Origin of the sequence: Aquimarina mytili (assembly GCF_016735115.1) — a bacterium.
In the GTDB taxonomy this organism is placed as follows: domain Bacteria; phylum Bacteroidota; class Bacteroidia; order Flavobacteriales; family Flavobacteriaceae; genus Aquimarina; species Aquimarina mytili.
In genome coordinates this window covers 133,739-153,710 of record NZ_JAERQJ010000005.1, presented here as the reverse complement: position 1 = coordinate 153,710, position 19,972 = coordinate 133,739, and the positions used below count along the sequence as shown (strand labels likewise).

The 19,972-nt window shown below is 34.6% G+C and carries 17 protein-coding genes; 9 read left to right on the top strand and 8 right to left on the bottom strand.

What is annotated here, in order from left to right; translation table 11 throughout:
* The first annotated feature begins 5 nt into the window (after positions 1-5).
* Complete coding sequence (locus JJQ60_RS13860) at positions 6-3,716, top strand: T9SS type A sorting domain-containing protein (RefSeq protein ID WP_201921164.1); 3,711 nt, start codon at positions 6-8, stop codon at positions 3,714-3,716.
* Between the two features lie 80 nt (positions 3,717-3,796).
* Complete coding sequence (locus JJQ60_RS13855) at positions 3,797-4,318, top strand: hypothetical protein (protein ID WP_201921161.1); 522 nt, start codon at positions 3,797-3,799, stop codon at positions 4,316-4,318.
* 17 nt (positions 4,319-4,335) lie between these two features.
* Here JJQ60_RS13855 and JJQ60_RS13850 read toward each other — a convergent pair whose 3' ends face one another.
* From JJQ60_RS13850 to JJQ60_RS13815, 8 genes are all read right to left on the bottom strand, one after another.
* On the bottom strand, positions 4,336-5,436 hold the full coding sequence (locus JJQ60_RS13850) for a DNA helicase PriA (protein WP_201921157.1): 1,101 nt from the start codon (positions 5,434-5,436) through the stop codon (positions 4,336-4,338).
* Between the two features lie 80 nt (positions 5,437-5,516).
* The gene (locus JJQ60_RS13845) at positions 5,517-6,653 is read right to left on the bottom strand and encodes an SPFH domain-containing protein (protein ID WP_201921154.1); all 1,137 of its coding nucleotides are present in this window, start codon (positions 6,651-6,653) and stop codon (positions 5,517-5,519) included.
* 133 nt (positions 6,654-6,786) lie between these two features.
* Positions 6,787-7,539, bottom strand: coding sequence for a LytR/AlgR family response regulator transcription factor (locus tag JJQ60_RS13840; protein WP_201921151.1), 753 nt, complete (start codon positions 7,537-7,539; stop codon positions 6,787-6,789).
* A 1-nt stretch (position 7,540) separates the two neighbouring features.
* Positions 7,541-9,406, bottom strand: a complete 1,866-nt coding sequence (locus JJQ60_RS13835) for a sensor histidine kinase (protein ID WP_201921148.1) — start codon at positions 9,404-9,406, stop codon at positions 7,541-7,543.
* A gap of 201 nt (positions 9,407-9,607) precedes the next feature.
* Positions 9,608-10,336 (bottom strand): metallophosphoesterase, encoded by a 729-nt coding sequence (locus JJQ60_RS13830; RefSeq protein ID WP_201921145.1) that lies wholly within the window; start codon positions 10,334-10,336, stop codon positions 9,608-9,610.
* Between the two features lie 59 nt (positions 10,337-10,395).
* The gene (locus JJQ60_RS13825; RefSeq protein ID WP_201921142.1) at positions 10,396-11,532 is read right to left on the bottom strand and encodes an ATP-binding protein; all 1,137 of its coding nucleotides are present in this window, start codon (positions 11,530-11,532) and stop codon (positions 10,396-10,398) included.
* 84 nt (positions 11,533-11,616) lie between these two features.
* The gene (locus JJQ60_RS13820) at positions 11,617-12,369 is read right to left on the bottom strand and encodes an SDR family NAD(P)-dependent oxidoreductase (RefSeq protein WP_201921140.1); all 753 of its coding nucleotides are present in this window, start codon (positions 12,367-12,369) and stop codon (positions 11,617-11,619) included.
* Positions 12,370-12,391: 22 nt separating this feature from the next.
* On the bottom strand, positions 12,392-12,547 hold the full coding sequence (locus tag JJQ60_RS13815; protein ID WP_201921138.1) for a hypothetical protein: 156 nt from the start codon (positions 12,545-12,547) through the stop codon (positions 12,392-12,394).
* A 246-nt stretch (positions 12,548-12,793) separates the two neighbouring features.
* On the opposite strand from JJQ60_RS13815, the gene JJQ60_RS13810 reads away from it, so the two are divergent.
* From JJQ60_RS13810 to JJQ60_RS13780, 7 genes are all read left to right on the top strand, one after another.
* Positions 12,794-13,795 (top strand): AAA family ATPase, encoded by a 1,002-nt coding sequence (locus JJQ60_RS13810; RefSeq protein ID WP_201921136.1) that lies wholly within the window; start codon positions 12,794-12,796, stop codon positions 13,793-13,795.
* Between the two features lie 76 nt (positions 13,796-13,871).
* Positions 13,872-14,738, top strand: coding sequence for a DUF58 domain-containing protein (locus tag JJQ60_RS13805; protein WP_201921134.1), 867 nt, complete (start codon positions 13,872-13,874; stop codon positions 14,736-14,738).
* A gap of 43 nt (positions 14,739-14,781) precedes the next feature.
* Complete coding sequence (locus JJQ60_RS13800; RefSeq protein WP_201921131.1) at positions 14,782-16,416, top strand: LPXTG cell wall anchor domain-containing protein; 1,635 nt, start codon at positions 14,782-14,784, stop codon at positions 16,414-16,416.
* Entirely contained in the window at positions 16,416-17,420 is a 1,005-nt protein-coding gene (locus JJQ60_RS13795) for a vWA domain-containing protein (protein WP_201921558.1), read from the top strand. The genes JJQ60_RS13800 and JJQ60_RS13795 overlap by 1 nt, the downstream gene beginning before the upstream one ends.
* A gap of 4 nt (positions 17,421-17,424) precedes the next feature.
* Positions 17,425-17,934 (top strand): flavodoxin family protein, encoded by a 510-nt coding sequence (locus tag JJQ60_RS13790; RefSeq protein ID WP_201921128.1) that lies wholly within the window; start codon positions 17,425-17,427, stop codon positions 17,932-17,934.
* A gap of 15 nt (positions 17,935-17,949) precedes the next feature.
* Positions 17,950-18,984 carry a vWA domain-containing protein gene (locus JJQ60_RS13785; RefSeq protein WP_201921125.1) on the top strand — a complete coding sequence of 345 codons (1,035 nt, stop codon included), beginning with the start codon at positions 17,950-17,952 and terminating at the stop codon, positions 18,982-18,984.
* A 6-nt stretch (positions 18,985-18,990) separates the two neighbouring features.
* Entirely contained in the window at positions 18,991-19,896 is a 906-nt protein-coding gene (locus JJQ60_RS13780; protein WP_201921122.1) for a tetratricopeptide repeat protein, read from the top strand.
* Positions 19,897-19,972: the final 76 nt, after the last annotated feature.

The following is a 19,972-nucleotide window of genomic DNA, read 5'->3' as shown; positions in this document are numbered from 1 at the left end:
AAAAAATGAAAAAAATTCTATGTTACCTCAAACTATCTGTTTGGGGAGTAGTTTTGTTGGGGACTATTACTTCTAATGCCCAACAGTCAGGTATTACAGTTCAACAAGACCAAATTAACGGTAAACAAGTTTATCGACAGTCTCAAAAACTTTATGAAAGCAAGTCAGGTACGTCGCGATCGTCTAAACCTCAAAGAGTAGGTGAAAACCTAAAGGCAAGGATAGAATATGAGAGGCAACTATTAGTAGACCCAAATACAGGGTTGGTTCCGAAAGGCATTCGTGAAGCAGAAGTAAAATTTTCTGATAAAATTAAGGTGAGCGATGTATCGAGAAAGTCATTAGCTACTACTGCAAAATCTTCTAGTAGAGGTCGTTTTTCGTATTGGAAAAATCGAGGACCTTGGAATGTAGGGGGTAGAACGAGGGCCTTGGCCATTGATCGCACCAATGAAAACGTAATTCTGGCAGGAGGTGTTTCTGGAGGATTATGGAGATCTGAAGATGGAGGTCAGTCTTGGAGAAAAGTAACAAGACGTTTCCAAAATCCAAGTATTACCGCTATTGTTCAAGATCCAAGACCAGGAAAAAGTTTTACATGGTATTATGCATCTGGAGAAACTATTGGAAACTCTGCAAGAGATGGCGGTGCTGACTTTAGAGGAGAAGGTGTGTATAAATCACGTGATGGTGGACGTACCTGGGAAAAATTAAGAAGTACAGATGATGGTGACCCTACTACCGATTCTAATTTCGACCTTATTAATTCAATTGAAATACATCCGGTTACTGGAGATGTTTATCTTGCTTCTTACACGGGTATACAGCGATCACAAGATGGCGGACGTACTTTTACACAAGTGTTAGAGGGGGGTACGAGTACTCTTGCAGAAGTTCATATCACTGCAACAGGGCAGATCTATGCAACAATGGATGATAATAGTGAAGTGAATAATGGTATATTTACCTCTTCTGACGGGGATACTTGGACAAAGATAAACCCTGATTTTATACCAGCGCAGTTTCTTAGAACTGTTATGGGATCTGATCCTTCTAATGGAAATATTGTATATTTCTTTATGGCTAATAGGGGTAATAATACACCACAGTCATTTTTATTCAAATATGATGCTGCGGCAGAAGAAAAATGGACCGATCTTACTGTAAACCTTCCAGTTAATTTTGGATCAAGAGGAGGAGTTTACAATATTCAAGGCGGGTATGATATGCTAGTAAAAGTAAGCCCGGCAGATTCTAATATGGTTTTCATAGGAGGAACTAATTTATATAGATCAATGGATGGCTTTACTACACCAGTAGGCCCTGAGAGTTGGATTGGAGGATATACTTCTGCTAATGGTAATAGCTTTGGTTTATACACTGATCAACATCCTGATCAGCATGCATTAGTATTTTATCCGTCAAATCCTAACAAGGTGTTATCTGGTCATGATGGAGGAGTTTCTGTTACAGAAGATATTACAACCAGCTTGAGTGGAGGAGAACCAGTAGATTGGACTTCTTTAAGCAATGGGTATTTAACGACTCAGCCATATCATGTGTCGTTTGATCCTGAAGCAAATAGTGATGACTTAGCAGCGGGTTTCCAGGATAATAGTACCTGGTATACAAATTCTACTGATGGTGTTGAGCCATGGGTAGATCTTTTTGGAGGTGATGGATCATATAGTGCTATTTCTGATGGTGGAAGAACAAGGTATGTATCTTCTCAGCTCGGTAGTATTTTTAGATTCAATTATGATGAAGCTGGTGTAGAGCAGGCATTTACAAGAATTACTCCTGCCGGTGCATCAGGATTCGCATTTATTGCACCTTTTGTATTAGATCCTAATAATGATAATATCATGTATCTTCCTGCAGGAAGAAGAATATGGAGAAATAATAATCTTGATGAGGTTCCCTTATTCAACAATTCTAATGCTACAGTAAATTGGGTTAATTTAGAAAATAGTGAGATTCCAGGTAACCCAGACCCAAATCAAAGAGATTTTTCAATTTCTTCATTAGACGTTTCAAAATATCCTATTGCGAATAGATTGTATTATGGAACAAGTAACGGAACCGTTTTTAGAATGGATAATGCCAATGTAGATGGTCAGGTAGCCGTAGATTTAACAACAGGAAAAGGGTTGCCATCTGGTTTTGTAACTGATATAAATGTAGACCCGTCAAATTCTGATCGAGTAATTGTTACATATTCTAACTACAATATCCCAAGTTTATTTCTTACAGAAAACGGAGGAGAAACATGGACCGATATCAGTGGTAATCTTGAGCAAAACCGAGACGGAACAGGAGATGGCCCATCTGTAAGAAGTACCGCATTTTTAGGAGGTAGCCAAGGGTTCTTAGGAGCAAGAGTACAGAGAGTATTCGCCGGAACAAGTACAGGATTGTATTCTACAAGTAGATTAAATGGTAGTAATACGGTTTGGAGAAAAGAAAACATTGTTATCGGTAATAATGTGATTCCTGAAGTTGCAACTCGTAAGGATGGTTTTATTGCTGCAGCCGCTCATGGTAACGGTTTGTTTAGTGCAAGATTCCCAATATTTAATCAATTACCCGAGTCTTCTTTAAGCGTTGCGTATTTGTTAGACGATGTAACAGCGGATATTAATTCACTTGAAAGTTTTGAGGTAAATGTAGATGGCTTATTTGTTAATTCAAACGGAGGCGCAATAAATGTAGAATTACAGAATACTAATTCAGATCTGGTTACAGCTACTCTAGAGGGCAATACATTAAGTATAGAGTTTACAGGACAAAATGCAGAAATTGGAGATAAGGCTACTATAGTGCTTCTTGCTTCCTCTGGTAATGAAGAAGTAGCAGAAGGATTTACAATTACAGTTTCTGAACTTCCTATTTATAATCAAGAAGGTGGAGGAGCAGGTTCTTCTATATCTCAATTTTTCCCAGATTTTGGTGCTTTACTAAACACAGCAGATGATTTTAGCATCCCAGAGGGAGATACATGGACCATTGAGAGAGTGTTGGCTTTTGGTGCGGTTAATAATTCTCCAGCGCTTACCAATGCAACGGTAGTTGTTTATGAAAATAATGCAGGAGTTCCTGGAGAAGAGATTTATAATAGCGGGCAGATTGCTCCACTATCTGATCCAAACGACACAAACCTAAATCTAGCGCTTCCAGAACCTTTAATATTAGAAAGTGGAAATTACTGGATATCTGTTTATGTGAATTTAACATTTAACCCAGGTGCAACCCAATGGTTTTGGTCTTCTCAAAATGCTGCATTTGGTCAGGAGTCTTTATTTAGAGATGAGTTTGACCTATTTGGTGTAGGAGCTGTTGATTGGACACCAACTGGTTCTATTTTTTCTGATCGACCTGTTGATCAAGTATTTAACCTATATGGAACAATATCTGGAGGAGATAACGAAACTGCAGGATCTGAGCCTGCTACATTAGCAACATTAGATGTAAGTAACACTGCTGTTGTGTCTCCTAATCCATCTTCAGATCGTTTCACTTTTAATTTAAATAACTTTAAATCACAAGAGAAAGTATCTATTGCAGTCTATAATATTACTGGTAATATGATATATCAAAGAAATAATCTGAGCTCAAATTTTGAATGGGATGCTTCTAGATTTAATAGTGGATTCTATTTTGTAAAAATATCAAAAGCATCAGGAGAAGAATTGACTTTTAAATTACTTAAGAAATAGAGGTATATAAATAAAAGAAATTTTGATATTTTAAGAAAAAGGGGGTTGATATATCGACTCCCTTTTTTTATTTTTATAGGATGTACAAATTCTTATATATTTTAATCCTTATCGCTTCGTTTTCTTGTAAAACAAATAGCGTTGCGCAAGAAAATACGAGCCTTAACACTGAGAAAGATAAGGTTGAAAATACTGAAGAGGGAAAACCAAAAATTGAAATACCAGGTTTAGGAGATCCCTGGGATAATGAAATTACGAATATGCATGCTGAGGAATATAATAGTTCAGAATCTAAGAAAGTATATTTTAGTGGATCTGTAATAGAATTCTTTACGACTAAAATAGTATGCGAAAAACCATTTAAGGCGGCTATAAAAATCAAGGTGGATAAGATTAATAAATTTGGATCCGGAGTCACTAATTTGTTTTCTGAAGGCCAGGAAATGACTTTTGTATTCGAAAAAAGTTATGTTGATACTGAAGCGCTTCAGAAACATTTTAATCCTACAAAAAAAGTTACTCTGGTAGTTCAACAAAATGTATGCTCTAGTACAGGTAAAGAGAAGATATACGAAATAGTTCGTTTTAACTTTCCAAAATAAGATACAAATTGCCTCGATTATTCTGATAACATTATCGCTATTGCTATTAGAATAAGTATAAATAGTACTAAAAAGAATATCTTCCAGAAAGAATAAGGTCTTTTACCAGAGATGGTTCCGGTTTGACCATTAATAAAAAAATTATATTTTTTTCCAGAATAAGTATAGGCACTAATATATACAGGTAATAAAATGTGCTTAAACGTTTGTTCGCTTAGATTCATATCAATTCCACTAACCCTTTGAGTGTCTCCACCAATATCACGCCGTGCCCAGGAGGTGGCAATTTTTTCAGCCTCTTTTGTAGATGATAAATGACCATCTTTTAAAGGAATAGTATATTTTTCGGTTACAAATCCAGATAAAAAATTGGTATTAAATGGTTCGAGAGCATCAAGTTTCCAATTCGATATTTTTGAGGGGATAGGGTTTTTTCTTTGATGCGAAGCTTTGATCAACGTATCATCAACAAAACCACTTATATTTCCGCTTACATTGGTCCATCTTGTTCTACGTTCTTGTCGTGTTCTTTGCACGGTTTTACCATTTACTGTAGTGGTGTATGGAACACTTACATAATAATAGTCACCTCGTTGCCCGGTATACGAAGCGTAGAGTTGGGCGTCAAAAGTCCAATAAGGTAAGTATAACCCTTTGGTGTTTTGAGGATCTAAAGCCGCTTTTTTTAAATTATTAGGAGCAAACCATAATCCTTTTACCCATGCAGTAAAGATTTGATGTGATTTTTTTTGATCAAATTGAAACGGTAGAACAGCTCCTGGTAATATCCAATCTTCTTTATAGGCATCTTCAATAATCAAGGGCATTGTACAATAAACACAATGCAAGGATTTATAGTTTTCTTCAATATGTTGATTAGCACCGCAATTTTTACAATGCAACATCATGATCTCTTCAGAGTGGGATTGAGAACCCATCTCTTCAAGATAAGGCAAAAGTTCTAATTCTTTAAAACCACTTTCATCTTTGGCAATTGTTTCTTGATGCCCACAATACTCGCAAGTGATTTCTGTAGTACCGGGTTTATATTTTAATTCTGCACCACAATTAATACAGGATTTCTTTTGTTCTGAAACTGCTTTTCTTTCTTCTTCCATAGATGAATATCATTTTCGGCTTAGTGTACTGTTCAAGAGATACTAACACCGAAAATCTAGTGAATATAAACGAAACAAATTTATACTCCAGGTAATGGAGGAGGTGTATTTCCACCTAAAAATGATTTCAGTTCTTCAATGTCTTTTAATGCTGTCCAATTTGCCATTCCTTGTTTCCAAATTAATGAATCTTTATTAATGGTTCTGTTGGCAAATAACGCTTTTAGTTGATCAAAAGATACGGGTCCGGCTTGTTGACCATTACTGGCATAAAAGTATTGAACTTGTACTGGCATTGGTGGTGGAGCAACTGGTGAAGTATGCTGAGGTTGAATGGCTTGTTGTCCAGCCATAGGATTCATCATACCACCCATTTGTTGTGCAAGTACAAACCCCATTCCCATTCCCATTCCTGCTCCAGCAGTACCACCTTCATTAGCGGCTGCGGCTTCAATAGCTTTGGCGGTTTTAAATTTGGTTAATTTATCTAAGTCCAGCTTATCTATTCTGCTATACTCAAAAATTTCTTTTTTCAATTCTTCTGGCATAGAAACATTTTCTATAAAGAATTTTTCCAAAGAAATACCTACAGAATTAAATTCAGGTTGCATTACTTCCTGACAAGTTTCAGATAATTCGGTTGTATTGGCAGCATATAATTCTATAGGAAGATTGGCTTCGCCTATAGTATCTGTAAATCGTGTAGAAATTAAACTTTTAAGGTGTTCATTGATTTCAAAGTTCGTAAAATTAGCATCTGTCCCTACAACATCGATAATAAATTTACCTGCATCATTAATCTTAAAAGCATACGTTCCAAATGCTCTAATTTCAACCAAACCAAAGCGATCATCATTTAAAGTAATAGGGTTTTTAGTACCCCATTTTTCATCGGTAAATAAATGAGTGTTTACAAAATAGACTTCGGCTTTAAATGGGCTGTTAAAACCGTATTTCCAACCTTTTAATGTGGCTAAAATGGGTAAATTCTGCGTATTTAAAGTATATGTCCCTGGTGCAAAAACATCTGCAAGTTGTCCTTCATTAATGAATACTGCAGTTTGCCCCTCACGAACAATAAGTTGAGCACCATTTTTTATTTCATTTTGATAACGTTCAAATCGATGTACAATGGTGTCATCTGTATAATCTAACCATTCTACTATATCAATAAACTCATGACTGAGTTTGTTTTTTATTTGATCAAAAATTCCCATTCTAGCGTATTTATATATTTGAGTCTTAAAGCTACAAAATTGATAGGTTTATGAAAAATTAATTTTAGTATTCTAAAAAATAATAGTTTTTCAACGAAACCACTTTTAATCAGAGGTTTTTTTAAGAGGTGATCTAGTATAGCATATTCATAGCATCTAAAAATTGATCTCTTTTGTTTTTTGAGACTCCAATGGTATCATTGTTATTCATGATGATATAACCACCATCAGATTTTACAAATTTTTTGACTTCTTTTAAATTTACGAGATAACTGTTATGAGTTCTCATAAAGCGTTGTTCTTGTAATAAATTTTCATATTCTTTTAGATGCTTACTAACCAACAAAGAGATCTTATTTTTTAGAATGAACGAGGTATACGATCCATTGGCTTTGCAATACAAAATATCTTCGATGTCAACAAATTCAAACCCATCTGCGGTGGACAAGCATATTTTATGAAGTTTTGGTTGTTGCTTTAGATTATGAATTAAAGTTTCTAATTGCTTTTTATAGATAGATTGATCTTTTTTTTGCTGGGCCTTTTTGACTGCATTTTTTAGTTCTTCCGGGTCAATGGGTTTTAGCAAATAGTCCAAAGAGCTAAACTTCACAGCTTTTATTGCATATTGTTCGAATGCCGTTGTAAAAATGACTTCAAAATGAATAGTGGGGATTTGTGTTAAAATATCAAAACCACTTCCTGATCCTAATTCGATATCAAGAAACACTACATCGGGTTTATGTTGTAAAATCTTATGTTTAGCATCATCAACAGAATTTGCCATTTCGAGAATGGTTGTTTCTTTACAGTATACGTGAAGTAAATTTTGTAGCGTTTCTCTACAGTGTTTTTCGTCGTCAACTATGATTGCTGTAATACTCATATTAAAAACTATATTCAGTTGGTATTTTAATAATAACTTTAGTACCTAAGGGTTGGCCAGTATGGTCTGTTTTATCAATAAATTCTATATTATTTTCGTTTTTAGATGGATCCAGCAGTTGTAACCTTTTTTTAGTTACTTCAACACCCCTGGATTTGTTAGTTTTTTTGAGAATAGAATTTATCTCTGAAGAATTACTTCTTCCTACACCATTATCTTCTACTTCGCAAATGATTGTATTTTGTTTTGTTTTGAAGCGAATAGCAAGGTTTTTGTCTGTACCATTTTTGTTTAATAATCCATGCAGAATTGCATTTTCTATAAAGGGTTGTACAATAAGCATTGGTATTTCTATAGCATCAGGGTTTAGGTTTTCTTCGAGCTCTATAGTGTAGTTGAAAGTGTTATCAAAACGTAGAGATTCTAGCTCCAAATATTTTTTAAGAAGCTTTATTTCTTCTGAAAGAATAACGCTGGTTTCTATAGAACTCTCTAAGAGGTTTCGCATTAAGAGGCTAAATTTATTAAGGTATTTGACCGCTGATTCTTTATCATTTGAAAGAATTAAATTTTGAATTGAATTTAAAGAATTAAAAATAAAATGGGGATTTATTTGAGCCCTTAAAGCTTTATTATTGTTTATAAAAGATTCTTTTTGATAGTGTATTTTTTCTATATGCTCTTGCTGGATTTTATAGCTTAATCCTAGTGCAAAAACTGTGATTTCGAGTGCTGATCCCATTATCATATAGGTGGTGTTTCCGAAGAAAAACAAAAACCAAGCTCCGATCATATATAAAAATGATCCGGTAACAATAAAATAAGGCAAACGGTCTTTGGCATAAAAAAGTAGATAAAACATTCCGCCTACACCAAAAAGTGTCATTACCAAACGCTGAACATTCATAATAAAAAGATGTCCAGTAAAGTATTCAATATAAAAAAATAGGGTATCCAATATAATAATTACAGAGAGTATTGAAATAATGACATTTATGATATACCATAGCTTGGGGTATTCTCTTTTTGTATCCAGATAATACATCACAAAAAGCACATAGAATAGATTAATGAATACTTGTGCAATTTGAAAAAGCCAATAACTTACAATGGTATCCCCGCCAAACAGCAAATTATTGGTTCTAAGAACATCTCCATTTAAATAAACAAATAACCAAATTACGTACAGCGAGTAAAACAAAAACTCGATTTTTTTGGAAGTGATATAAAAGGCAAATGTTAGAATAAACATGATTAGACAAATACCAGTAAACAAATATTTAGGAATTAACGTTTTAATGTCTTCCCAAGAATAAAATTGACTGTTTAGGTTTTGTGTTTCTTTAGAAACATAATACACCTTCCATGAACTAACGGATTCAAAATATTTTACACGTTTTACTTTGAGGTACAAAAACCGATTTTTAATTAAAGAGTTGGTCTTAAAGGCTATGCCAGAAGGATGTAGAATGGACTTCGTTGTTTTTGGATCATTAAAGGATCCAAAAAGTTTTTCTACTATACTGTTGTTTGCTACATAAAAAATAGAGGCATAACTAAAGTTATACTTATTGAGGTTGAGATACCACAATGAGTCTTTTTTTAAAGCATCGAGCTCTTCTATAAAATCAATTTTTATCCAATAGGTATCTGTGGGTTTGGTTTTTTCTGAAAACGAACTAGAAGGTAGAAATAGATGATCAGATTCTGTTATCTGATCTATAAGTAGTGTGTCATTTGTAGTTTTGTAGATCTTTATGGGGATCTCGATTCTATGCTGTTTGTTATCATTTTGTGCATTAATATCATACCCAGTCATGCCCAATATTAGAATGGAGAATAGTAGAAGTTTATAATATTGTTGCATGAGTTAGCAGTCTTTACATAGCAAGATATAGATAGGGGAATTATCTAAAAATAGGTGTATAAATGTTGATGAGGCACAAAACAAAACCTAAGAACCTATTAATCAGGTAAATATGAGTTTGTTTTTAACAAATTTACAGTTTCTTTTTGTTTTTTAAGATATAGAAAAAATAATTTGAGACAATCTGGCGGGTAAAAAAAACTAATTTCTACCATTTTCATTAGGGTACAATAGATGAACGGGATCGCTTTGCCAATATTCTTTTGTATCAATATCAATTGCAGTTAGAGGACCCTTAAAAGCAGCACCGGTATCAATATTCCACACACAAGTAGCTTGTACAGGTGTAGTTTGATTAATTCTGGTTACAGGAGTATGACCTATATATATTTCATCAAAGAGTAATAATCGTGCAGGATAAATCGGATCTGTTTTTTCTAGCCTAGGATCGGTTGCTAATGCTGTTTCCCAAAGGGTTCTATCCCAATAAAATGTCTCATCAAAATATTCTCTGTGAGGGCCATGAAGGTTTGAAAACCCGGCATGTAAAAACAGACGATTATGCTCAACTACATGATAATTGATAAGATTCTCATAAAAATGAAGATGAGTATTAATTTCTTCTTGTGATAGAGCAGCATATGAATCCATAGTGGCTTGTCCACCATGCTTTATCCATTCTGGGTTATAGGTCTTTTGCATGAGCCAGGTATAACATAGTGCATCATGATTACCTCGTATAAAAACACAATCATGTGTGGTTTTGAGCTGTATTAAGAAAGATACTAATGGTGCACTTTCACTCCAACCATCAACGTAATCTCCAAGAAAAATAAGTGTATCATCCTTAGTGATTCTTGCTTTTTTAATGAGTTGTTTTAATGCTTTTAAAGCACCATGCATATCTCCAAAGACTAATGTTCTGCTCATACCAGTTAAGAGTTGATCGTTTTGGGTTAAAAATTACATTTCAAAATATATAATTACTTCTAGCTATATCTAACTTTTCTAACAATTCTGATACTTTCTTTATACAAGCTATAGACAGTATCATTATAGGTTTTTAAATAGGGTTTGGCTTCTTCTAACTTCTCTTTTGCTTCACTAAAATCATTAAAATAACATATCAAATAGGTTGCCGGCAGATTAAGTATATCTTTCTCTTCATTTTTGGATAGAGGAATCTTGTTTTTTAGCTTTTCAATCAATGCATTGTTGCTATTATACAAATGATATAAAGTTTTACGGTCAAATTGTGGAGGTTGAAACAAGAGTTTGCTATCAATATCATAACTGGCATTATCCTTAAAAGTAATTACTACTTCTTCTAAGGGATAATACTTATACGTATTCTTTAGACCTAATTGCACATATTCTATAATCTTAAACTGATTATCGGTTAAAGAAATACTCACTTCATCTAATTCTGAATAAAATAGCTTTACGTGTTCATTAATCAGCTCAATATCTACCCTGGAGTAATACGTTTCTCCATTTTGTCTTTTTTCTTTTGCGGCCCAACAGACTACAAAATACTCTTTAAAAACTTTATAATTTGGGTTATAATCTTTTCTGGAGTTCATAAAATCAAAAACGCCATCTAAGGTGAGTTCGATGTTGTTTTGCGCATGACTTTCAATGGCACTTACAATATCTGAGTTAACATCTTTAATTTCGATATCAAATACTTTGGGCATGCTCATACTACCATCTCTAAAAAAAACAGTGCCACCATAATATTTCCAAATATTTTTGCGAAGCGAACACATCGTGTTTCCTTGTGAGCGAATAGAAACTAAGCCAACTACTTTATCACTTGGCAAATGCGGAAAAGGGATATTCTCATAAGCTACGAGTGGTGGATTATCCAGATATGCATTTACTAAGTTTTGGATTTTACTATCATCAAAAAAGTCTACACCAACAATTTGGTTATCTTCATCTTCAACACCAATAACGATATATGAATTGTTTTCGGGATTAGAATTGGCTAGTGCACAGATATGTTTTAAGAACTTGGCTTTTCCTTCTTTTTCGCCAATATTAAGCTTACGTTTCTTGTCATAAAAACTATTTTCGTCATTATGAGCCAGCAGGTTTTTTATAAGAAGACGTTTATTGATCATTCTTTTCCTAATTGCAATTGAAACTTTTCCCCAGATAAACTTAGCTATTTTTATTGGGTCTGCAATGCAATGAGAATAAAGAAATTATAAACTTTTTTTAACGATGGTGCTACTAGCTTGCGCTGTTGGAAATACAACAAGATCGGCAATGTTAACATGATAAGGCCTTGTCACTACAAAACCAATAATATCTGCAATATCTTCTGGAGTTAATGGATCATAGCCCTGGTATATGGTGTCAGCGCGTTCATCATCACCTTTAAAACGCACAGTACTAAATTCGGTTTCAACCAAACCAGGATGAATGGCTCCTACTTTGATACCATACGGATTAAGGTCAACCTGCATCCCTTTGTTTAATGCATCTACAGCATGTTTACTGGCACAATATACATTACCATTGGGATATACTTCTTTTCCTGCAATAGAACCAATGTTGATGATGTGCCCTGATTTTTGAGCAACCAATTTTGGAATTATTGCCTTTGAAACATACAACAATCCTTTTACATTAATATCAATCATAGCATCCCAATCATCAATACTACCAGTTTGTATTGGATCAAGGCCATGAGCATTACCCGCATTATTGATCAGAATATCAATTTGACTGAATGCTTCGGGAAGACTTTCTATAGCAGAGAAAACGGCTTCTTTTTCTCGAACATCAAAACTAAGTATGTGAACGTTTACAGTTTTGCTGAGCTCATTTTGCAGTTCTTTTAACCGTTCTTGCCTTCGGCCACACAAAATGAGATTGATATTATGTTTTGCCAGTGCTATTGCGGTTGATTTTCCAATTCCGCTAGTGGCTCCGGTAATTAATGCTGTTTTCATATGGATTGTTAAGAATAATATTTCACTCCTTGTTTTTGAAGATTTTAATTAAAATAAAAGCCAAACCAATTACCCCATAAATGAGCATAGATTGATAATTTTGGTTACCGTATGCGTCAAATGCGGCAATAAAGAAAAATCCTGCTATTAGGTATGAGAAAAAAGATAGTCCTTTCATAGTTTTAAAAAATTGCAACACTAATATGGATGTTTCGTCTTTTGATAAACTCATCATGAAAATGATGAATATTGCTATGTCTAGTTTTTTTGTAAAAATAGTTTAAATATACTCTAAAATTTATGGGAAGACACTCCTTAAAGAAGTACATTTAACCAAGAATTAACAAGAGAGCGAAAATTATTTCGACAATTTGCAATGTTTAATTATGAATAGTAAATTCACGGCTTTAAAAAAATAAATTAGATGGAAGAAAATAGTGCTATTGATATTGCTTCAATCAACCAAAAAATAGAAAAAGAATCTGCTTTTGTGGATTTGCTGACCATGGAAATGAATAAGGTAATTGTGGGTCAGAAACACATGGTAGAGCGTCTGCTTATAGGATTATTAGGACAAGGACATATTTTGCTTGAAGGTGTTCCCGGATTAGCAAAAACTCTAGCGATTAACACCCTATCCAAAGCTGTTCATGGTAGTTTTAGCCGTATTCAGTTTACTCCGGATTTGTTACCAGCCGATGTTGTAGGTACTTTGATTTTTAATATGAAAGAGAATGATTTCTCTATCAAGAAAGGTCCGATTTTCGCAAATTTTGTCTTAGCTGATGAGATTAACCGTGCTCCTGCAAAAGTGCAAAGTGCTCTACTAGAGGCAATGCAAGAAAAGCAAGTAACGATAGGAGATGAAACTTTTGTACTAGACAAACCGTTTTTGGTAATGGCTACACAAAACCCAGTGGAGCAAGAAGGAACCTATCCTTTGCCAGAAGCGCAGGTAGACCGTTTTATGTTAAAAACTGTTATCGATTATCCAAAATTAGATGAAGAGCAACTTATTATTAGAGCCAACCTAAAAGGATCTTTTGAACAGGTAAACCCTGTGGTTTCTCTAGAGCAAATTCTTAATGCTCAACAAGCCGTTCGCGAAGTGTATATGGATGAAAAGATCGAAAAGTACATCTTAGATATCATTTTTGCTACGCGTTATCCAGAAAAATATGGTTTAGAAGAACTAAAACCACTAATTAATTTTGGAGCATCACCCCGTGGTAGTATCAATTTAGCAACAGCGGCAAAATGTTATGCATTTATAAAACGAAGAGGATACGTGATTCCAGAAGATGTGCGTGCTGTAATTCATGATGTATTACGCCACCGTATCGGTATCACCTATGAAGCTGAAGCCGAAAATGTAACTTCAGAAGATATCATTAATAAGATTGTAAATGAAGTTGAAGTACCATAAATCAGTAATCAGTATTTAGTAAGCAGTAGCTTTCTGGATACCGATAAAAACTGACTGCAAACTGCAAACTGAAAAAATGGATACTAAGGAGTTACTAAAGAAAGTTCGAAAAATTGAAATAAAAACCCGTCGCCTGAGCGATCATATTTTTGGGGGTGAATATCATTCTACCTTCAAAGGTCGTGGGATGACCTTTAGCGAGGTGCGCCAATATCAATTTGGAGATGATGTCCGTAATATCGATTGGAATGTAACTGCCCGATATAATGAACCCTATATAAAAGTTTTTGAAGAAGAACGAGAGTTAACCATGATGCTCATGGTTGATGTTTCGGGGTCCCAATTATTTGGTACACAAGAACAATTTAAGAAAGGAATAATAACAGAAATTGCAGCAACATTAGCTTTTTCGGCAACGCAGAATAATGATAAAATCGGACTAATTCTTTTCACAGATGAAATAGAACTTTTTATTCCGCCAAAGAAAGGAAGGTCTCATGTACTACGAATTATAAGAGAATTATTAGAGTTTGAGCCCAAAAGTAAAAAGACAAACATAACCGAAGCCCTAAAGTTTTTTTCTAACGTGATGAAAAAGAAAGCCATCGTTTTTGTGCTTTCAGATTTTATTGCAGACGATTATCAACAAACACTCAAAATAGTGGGAGGCAAACATGATGTGACCGGAATACGAGTGTATGATCGACGAGAAGAAGAAATTCCTAATCTTGGGATGGTACAAATGGAAGATGAAGAAACTGGAGAACTTTTACTGGTCAATACAAGTTCTAAAAAAACACGGTTACAGTATAGCAAATATTATCAGGACAGGGTAAATTATTTTAAAGATAGTTTTACCCGTAGTGGTGCAGGTTCATTAAGTAGCCGAATAGATGAAAGCTATGTAAAGAAACTATTAGGTTATTTTAAAAGAAGAGGATAGTATAGAATTACGAATGAAGAATTACGAATTACGAATTAAAAAAATGAGAAATTCTTTTCTCCCTTCGAATGGGGTTAGAGGGATGTTGTTAATGTCCTTCATGTTACTTTTGACTACAATGGGTGTGGCCCAAGTCTCTGCAACTATAGATTCAACTTCTATTCAAATAGGAGAAGAGATTCGATACAAAATGCAGGTCGAAGTCGACTCTACACAGATTGTGATTTTCCCAGATAGAAAGGCATTTACTCCTTTAGAAGTCATTGAATCTTATACCATAGATACTGCAAAAAATGGAGGTCGACTGGGGCTTACCAAAGAATATGGATTGACACAATTTGATTCGGGGTATTACACCATACCAAGGCAAAAAGTGATGGTTGGAGATCAGGTGTTTTTTACAGATTCCTTAAAAGTTGAGGTGAGAGATGTGTTGGTGGATACTACCAAACAAAAAATGTATGCCATCAAGCCTCTAGAGGATGTTGAAGCTAAATTTCCTTTCAATTGGAAAAAATGGTTATTACTAATAGGCCTTCCTTTACTTATTATTGGAGGAGTTGTTTTTCTACTTCGTAGAAGAAAAAAGAAGAAAGCAGCAAAAGAAGAAGAGCTTCCGCCCTATGAAAAAGCCATGTTAGCGCTTCAGAGAATTGATGAATCTCATTTATTAGAACAAGATTCACATAAAGAATACTATTCGCAATTAAGTGAAACTGCTCGTAGATATATTGATGAAGAAGTATATGATCATGCTTTAGAAAGTACTACAGACGAACTTATTATTCGCCTTGATGAAGAAATAAAATCAGGAGCTCTAAACCTTGACAAACATATTATTGAAGAACTAAAAAGTGTTCTTAAAACTGCTGATATGGCCAAATTTGCCAGATCAAAACCCGATTTAGGTACCGCAAAAGCAGATCGCAATGTGATCGAGCGTGTAATAAATGAAACCAAAGAAGCAATCCCGGAGCCCACAGAAGAAGAGTTGTTGGCAGATGAAGAATATAGAAAAGCAGTTGCCCAAAAGAAACAAAGACAGAAAATCATATTTGGAAGTCTTGCCGGTGTTGGAGTAATTGCTATTACATTAGGAATCTTTATTTATAGTAAAGGATACGATGTAGTTGTAGATTCTATATTTGGGCATCCTACCAAAGAATTGGCAGATGCAGAGTGGATTTCAAGTGCATATGGATCACCACCTGTCACTATCTCTACTCCTAGAGTGTTGATACGTAATGTCTACCAAATGACAGATCAGCAAAGACAAACCCTAAAAGGAAACGAAACCTTTGTGTATGGTAGTCTTGAAGGGAATTTTCAGATTGTGGTTTCGACAGTTTTGTATAATCAACCCACCGAAGTGAAATTAGACGAGGTTGTAGATGGTGTAGTAGGAAATTTCGAATCTAAAGGAGCAAAAAATATCTCGGTTAAAGAGGAAGAGTATGAAACCTTGGGTGGCGCAAAAGGCGTTAAGGTGTTTGGAAATCTTGTGGTAAAAAATACAGTTACGCAAAAAGAACAAAAAAAGGAGTATCTGATGCTAAATTTTGCCGAGAATGGAGGGTTTCAGCAAATCACTCTGGTATACGACGAAGAAGATCGCTACGCGAAAGATGTTGCACAGCGCATTCTTAATTCTGTAGAACTTAAAAATGCCAAAGAATGATGTTTGAAAATTTTGTATTTGAAAATCCGCAGTTTTTTTGGTTGTTTTTACTACTACCATTGGCAATCGCCTGGTACATATGGAAACGTAACAAACAACAAGCGGCTTTAAAAATCTCTAGCATAAAAGGCTTCAAAGCTTCGGCAAGCTGGTTAACTAAGCTTAAACCAACTTTGTTCCTGATTAGGCTCATTGCCCTGTCTTTGATCATTATAGCGTTGGCAAGACCTAGGACGGTAGATGTTTCTACAAAGACAAAAACGACCAAAGGGATTGATATTGTTATGGCTATCGATGTTTCGGCCAGTATGTTGGCAAAAGATCTTAGACCAAATCGATTAGAAGCCTTAAAAGATGTTGCGGCAGAATTTATCAAAGATCGACCTAATGATCGTATTGGTTTAGTAGTATATGCAGGAGAAAGTTTCACAAAAACACCCATAACTAGTGATAAATCTATTGTTTTGGGGAGTATGAAAGATGTAAAATACGACAATGTACTAGAAAATGGAACTGCAATAGGTATGGGATTGGCTACCTCAGTAAATCGACTAAAAGATAGTAAAGCCAAAAGTAAAGTGATCATATTACTTACTGATGGATCTAATAATGCAGGTTTTATAGATCCCAAAATTGCATCAGAATTAGCAGTAGAATATGGTATAAAAACCTACACCATTGGCATAGGAACTAATGGAATGGCATTGGCGCCGGTAGCAATTTTACCTAATGGGTCTTTTCAATACGGCAGGGTACAGGTAGAAATTGACGAAGATTTACTGAAAGAAATAGCAAAAGCTACCGGAGGTAAATATTTTAGAGCAACAAATAACAAAAAATTAGAACAAATTTATCAGGAAATAGATAAATTAGAAAAAACAGATATCGAAGAATTCAAATTCTATAATTACGAAGAAAAATTTAGATCATTGGTATTGTTAGCTGGATTGTTAGTTTTTGTAGAGTTTTTATTGAGATATACAGTGTTTAGAAGTTTTATTTAAGGATTTGAGTAAAGGAATCATCATATTAGGAAGTTCAAGAAGTAATGGAGATACGTTTAATGTAGTATCCTATATGAAAGACGTAACGGGTTTTGAGATTATAGACTTAAATCAAAAAGATATTGGTCATTTTGATTATGATTTTATAAATGAGGGTGATGATTTTAATTTCCTATTTAAGGGTATAGTTCAAAATTATCAAACTATAATTTTTGCGACTCCGGTGTATTGGTATACAATGAGTGGTATCATGAAAACGTTTTTAGATAGGATTTCAGACTTCTTATATAAAGAAAAAGATTTCGGAAGAATGCTGCGCGGTAAAAATATGGCAGTTATAAGTTGCAGTAATGATAATGATAGACCAAAGGAGTTTAATTTACCTTTTTCAAGAAGTGCTAAATATCTTGGGATGAATTATTTGGGAGATATTCATACCTGGGTAGAAAATAAGAACATCCCAATTGAGGTAAAAGAAAAAATAAATGCCTTTGCATTAACCTTGAAAAAATAAAAAGTATAAAGAAAGATGTACTTATTAGAAGAAAAAATATATTTCTGGTTGTTATTGGGTATTCCAGTATTAATACTGTTGTTTATAGGGGTGTTAGTGTGGAAAAAAACCACCCAGAAGAAGTTTGCTGATGCAGCGTTGTTAAAAAAATTAAGTCCGGATCAATCTATTTTTAAATCTATTTTAAAAATATTTCTGATTAGTATAGCATTGGCGTGTATGGTGGTAGCTTTAGTGAATCCTAAAATAGGGACTAAGCTCGAAACCGTAAAACGCGAAGGAGTAGATGTGGTTTTTGCCATAGACGTATCAAAAAGTATGTTGGCCGAGGATATAGCGCCTAACCGATTAGAAAAATCCAAACAGTTGATCACTCAAATTATCAATAATCTGGCTAGTGATCGTATTGGAATTATAGCTTATGCCGGAAGTGCCTTTCCACAACTTCCTATTACGACCGATTATGCATCGGGTAAGATGTTTCTACAGGCCATGAATACCGATATGCTTTCTTCACAAGGAACCGCAATTTATGAAGCTATAGAGTTGGCAAAAACATACTATAATGACGAAGAACAAACTAATAGAGTCTTGTTTCTTGTTAGTGATGGTGAAGATCATGAGGGTAATGTAGCTTCTATTGCTGAAGAAGCTTCAAAAGAAGGAATTAAAATCTTTACTATTGGAGTAGGGTCCGAAAAAGGAGGGCCAATTCCAATAAAACGTAATGGTATAGTACAACGATACAAAAAGGATCGACAAGGTGCTACTGTGATTACCAAGCTAAACACGACAACTTTGCAGGAAATCGCTAATGAAGCAAATGGCACATACATTGATGGTAGAAGTACAAGCAAGGTTGTAGAAGAAGTAACCACAATTCTGCAAAATATGGATAAAAAAGAATTTGAAGCCAAACAATTTGCAGATTTCAAGGATCAGTTTCAGTGGTTTTTAGCAGGAGCCTTGTTGTTGCTGTTTTTAGATGTTTTCTTTTTGGAAAGAAAAACATCATGGGTTAAAAAACTGAACCTTTTTAATGAACAATAAAATAAGATGAAACAATATTTAATACTCATATTTTGTTTACATTTTGGTCTCCTTTTTTCGCAAGAAAATGAAGAAGACAGGGAGCAAACCATTGCCGAGGCCAAGCAATTTGTTGCAACAGGAAATGAAATATTATCCAAAGATGGTAATTTTCCTAAAGCGGAAGGAGAATATCGTAAAGCTATAGCCAAAAATCCGGTAGATCCAACAGCAAAATATAATCTTGCCAATGCATATTATACTTCCGAAAAGTATGATGAAGCTACCCAACGATACACAGAAGCTTCAAAATCGGCAACTTCTAAAGAGAAAAAACATAAGGCATTCCATAATCAAGGGAATACCTATATGGAGCAAAAAAAATATAAAGAAGCTGTAGAAGCGTACAAAAATGCATTGAGAAATAATCCTAAAGATGATGAAACCCGATATAATTTAGCGTTAGCCAAAAAAATGTTGGAAGAAGAACAAAAACAAAACGATCAGAATAAAGATGATCAGGGTGGGGATCAAAATCAAGACAAAGATCAAAACCAGGATAATAAAGATCAGAAAGAGGGAGACGACAAGGAAGAGAAAAAAGGTGATCAAGGCGATAAAGAGCAGGATCCAAAAGATGGAGATCAGGATGATAAAGGCGACCAAGGAGAAGATCAAAAAGATGAAGGTGACGAAGAAAAAGAGGATGAAGGAAAACCTAAAGATGAAGGTGATAAAGAGGAGGACCAAAAAGGAGGAGAAGGTAAACCCGAAGATCAACAGTCGCAACCACAGCAAGTACAGGGGCAATTGTCCCCTCAGCAGGTAAAAAGTTTGCTCGAAGCCATGAATAATGAAGAAAAGAAGGTGCAGGATAAGATTAATGCTAAAAAAGTTCAAGGGTCAAAAGTGCAAACAGATAAAGACTGGTAAATTGAGATAGTATTGTCTATTTCCGTGAAGACTGAAGTCTACTTAATAAATAAGACGTATAAAGATTTCCGCCTTC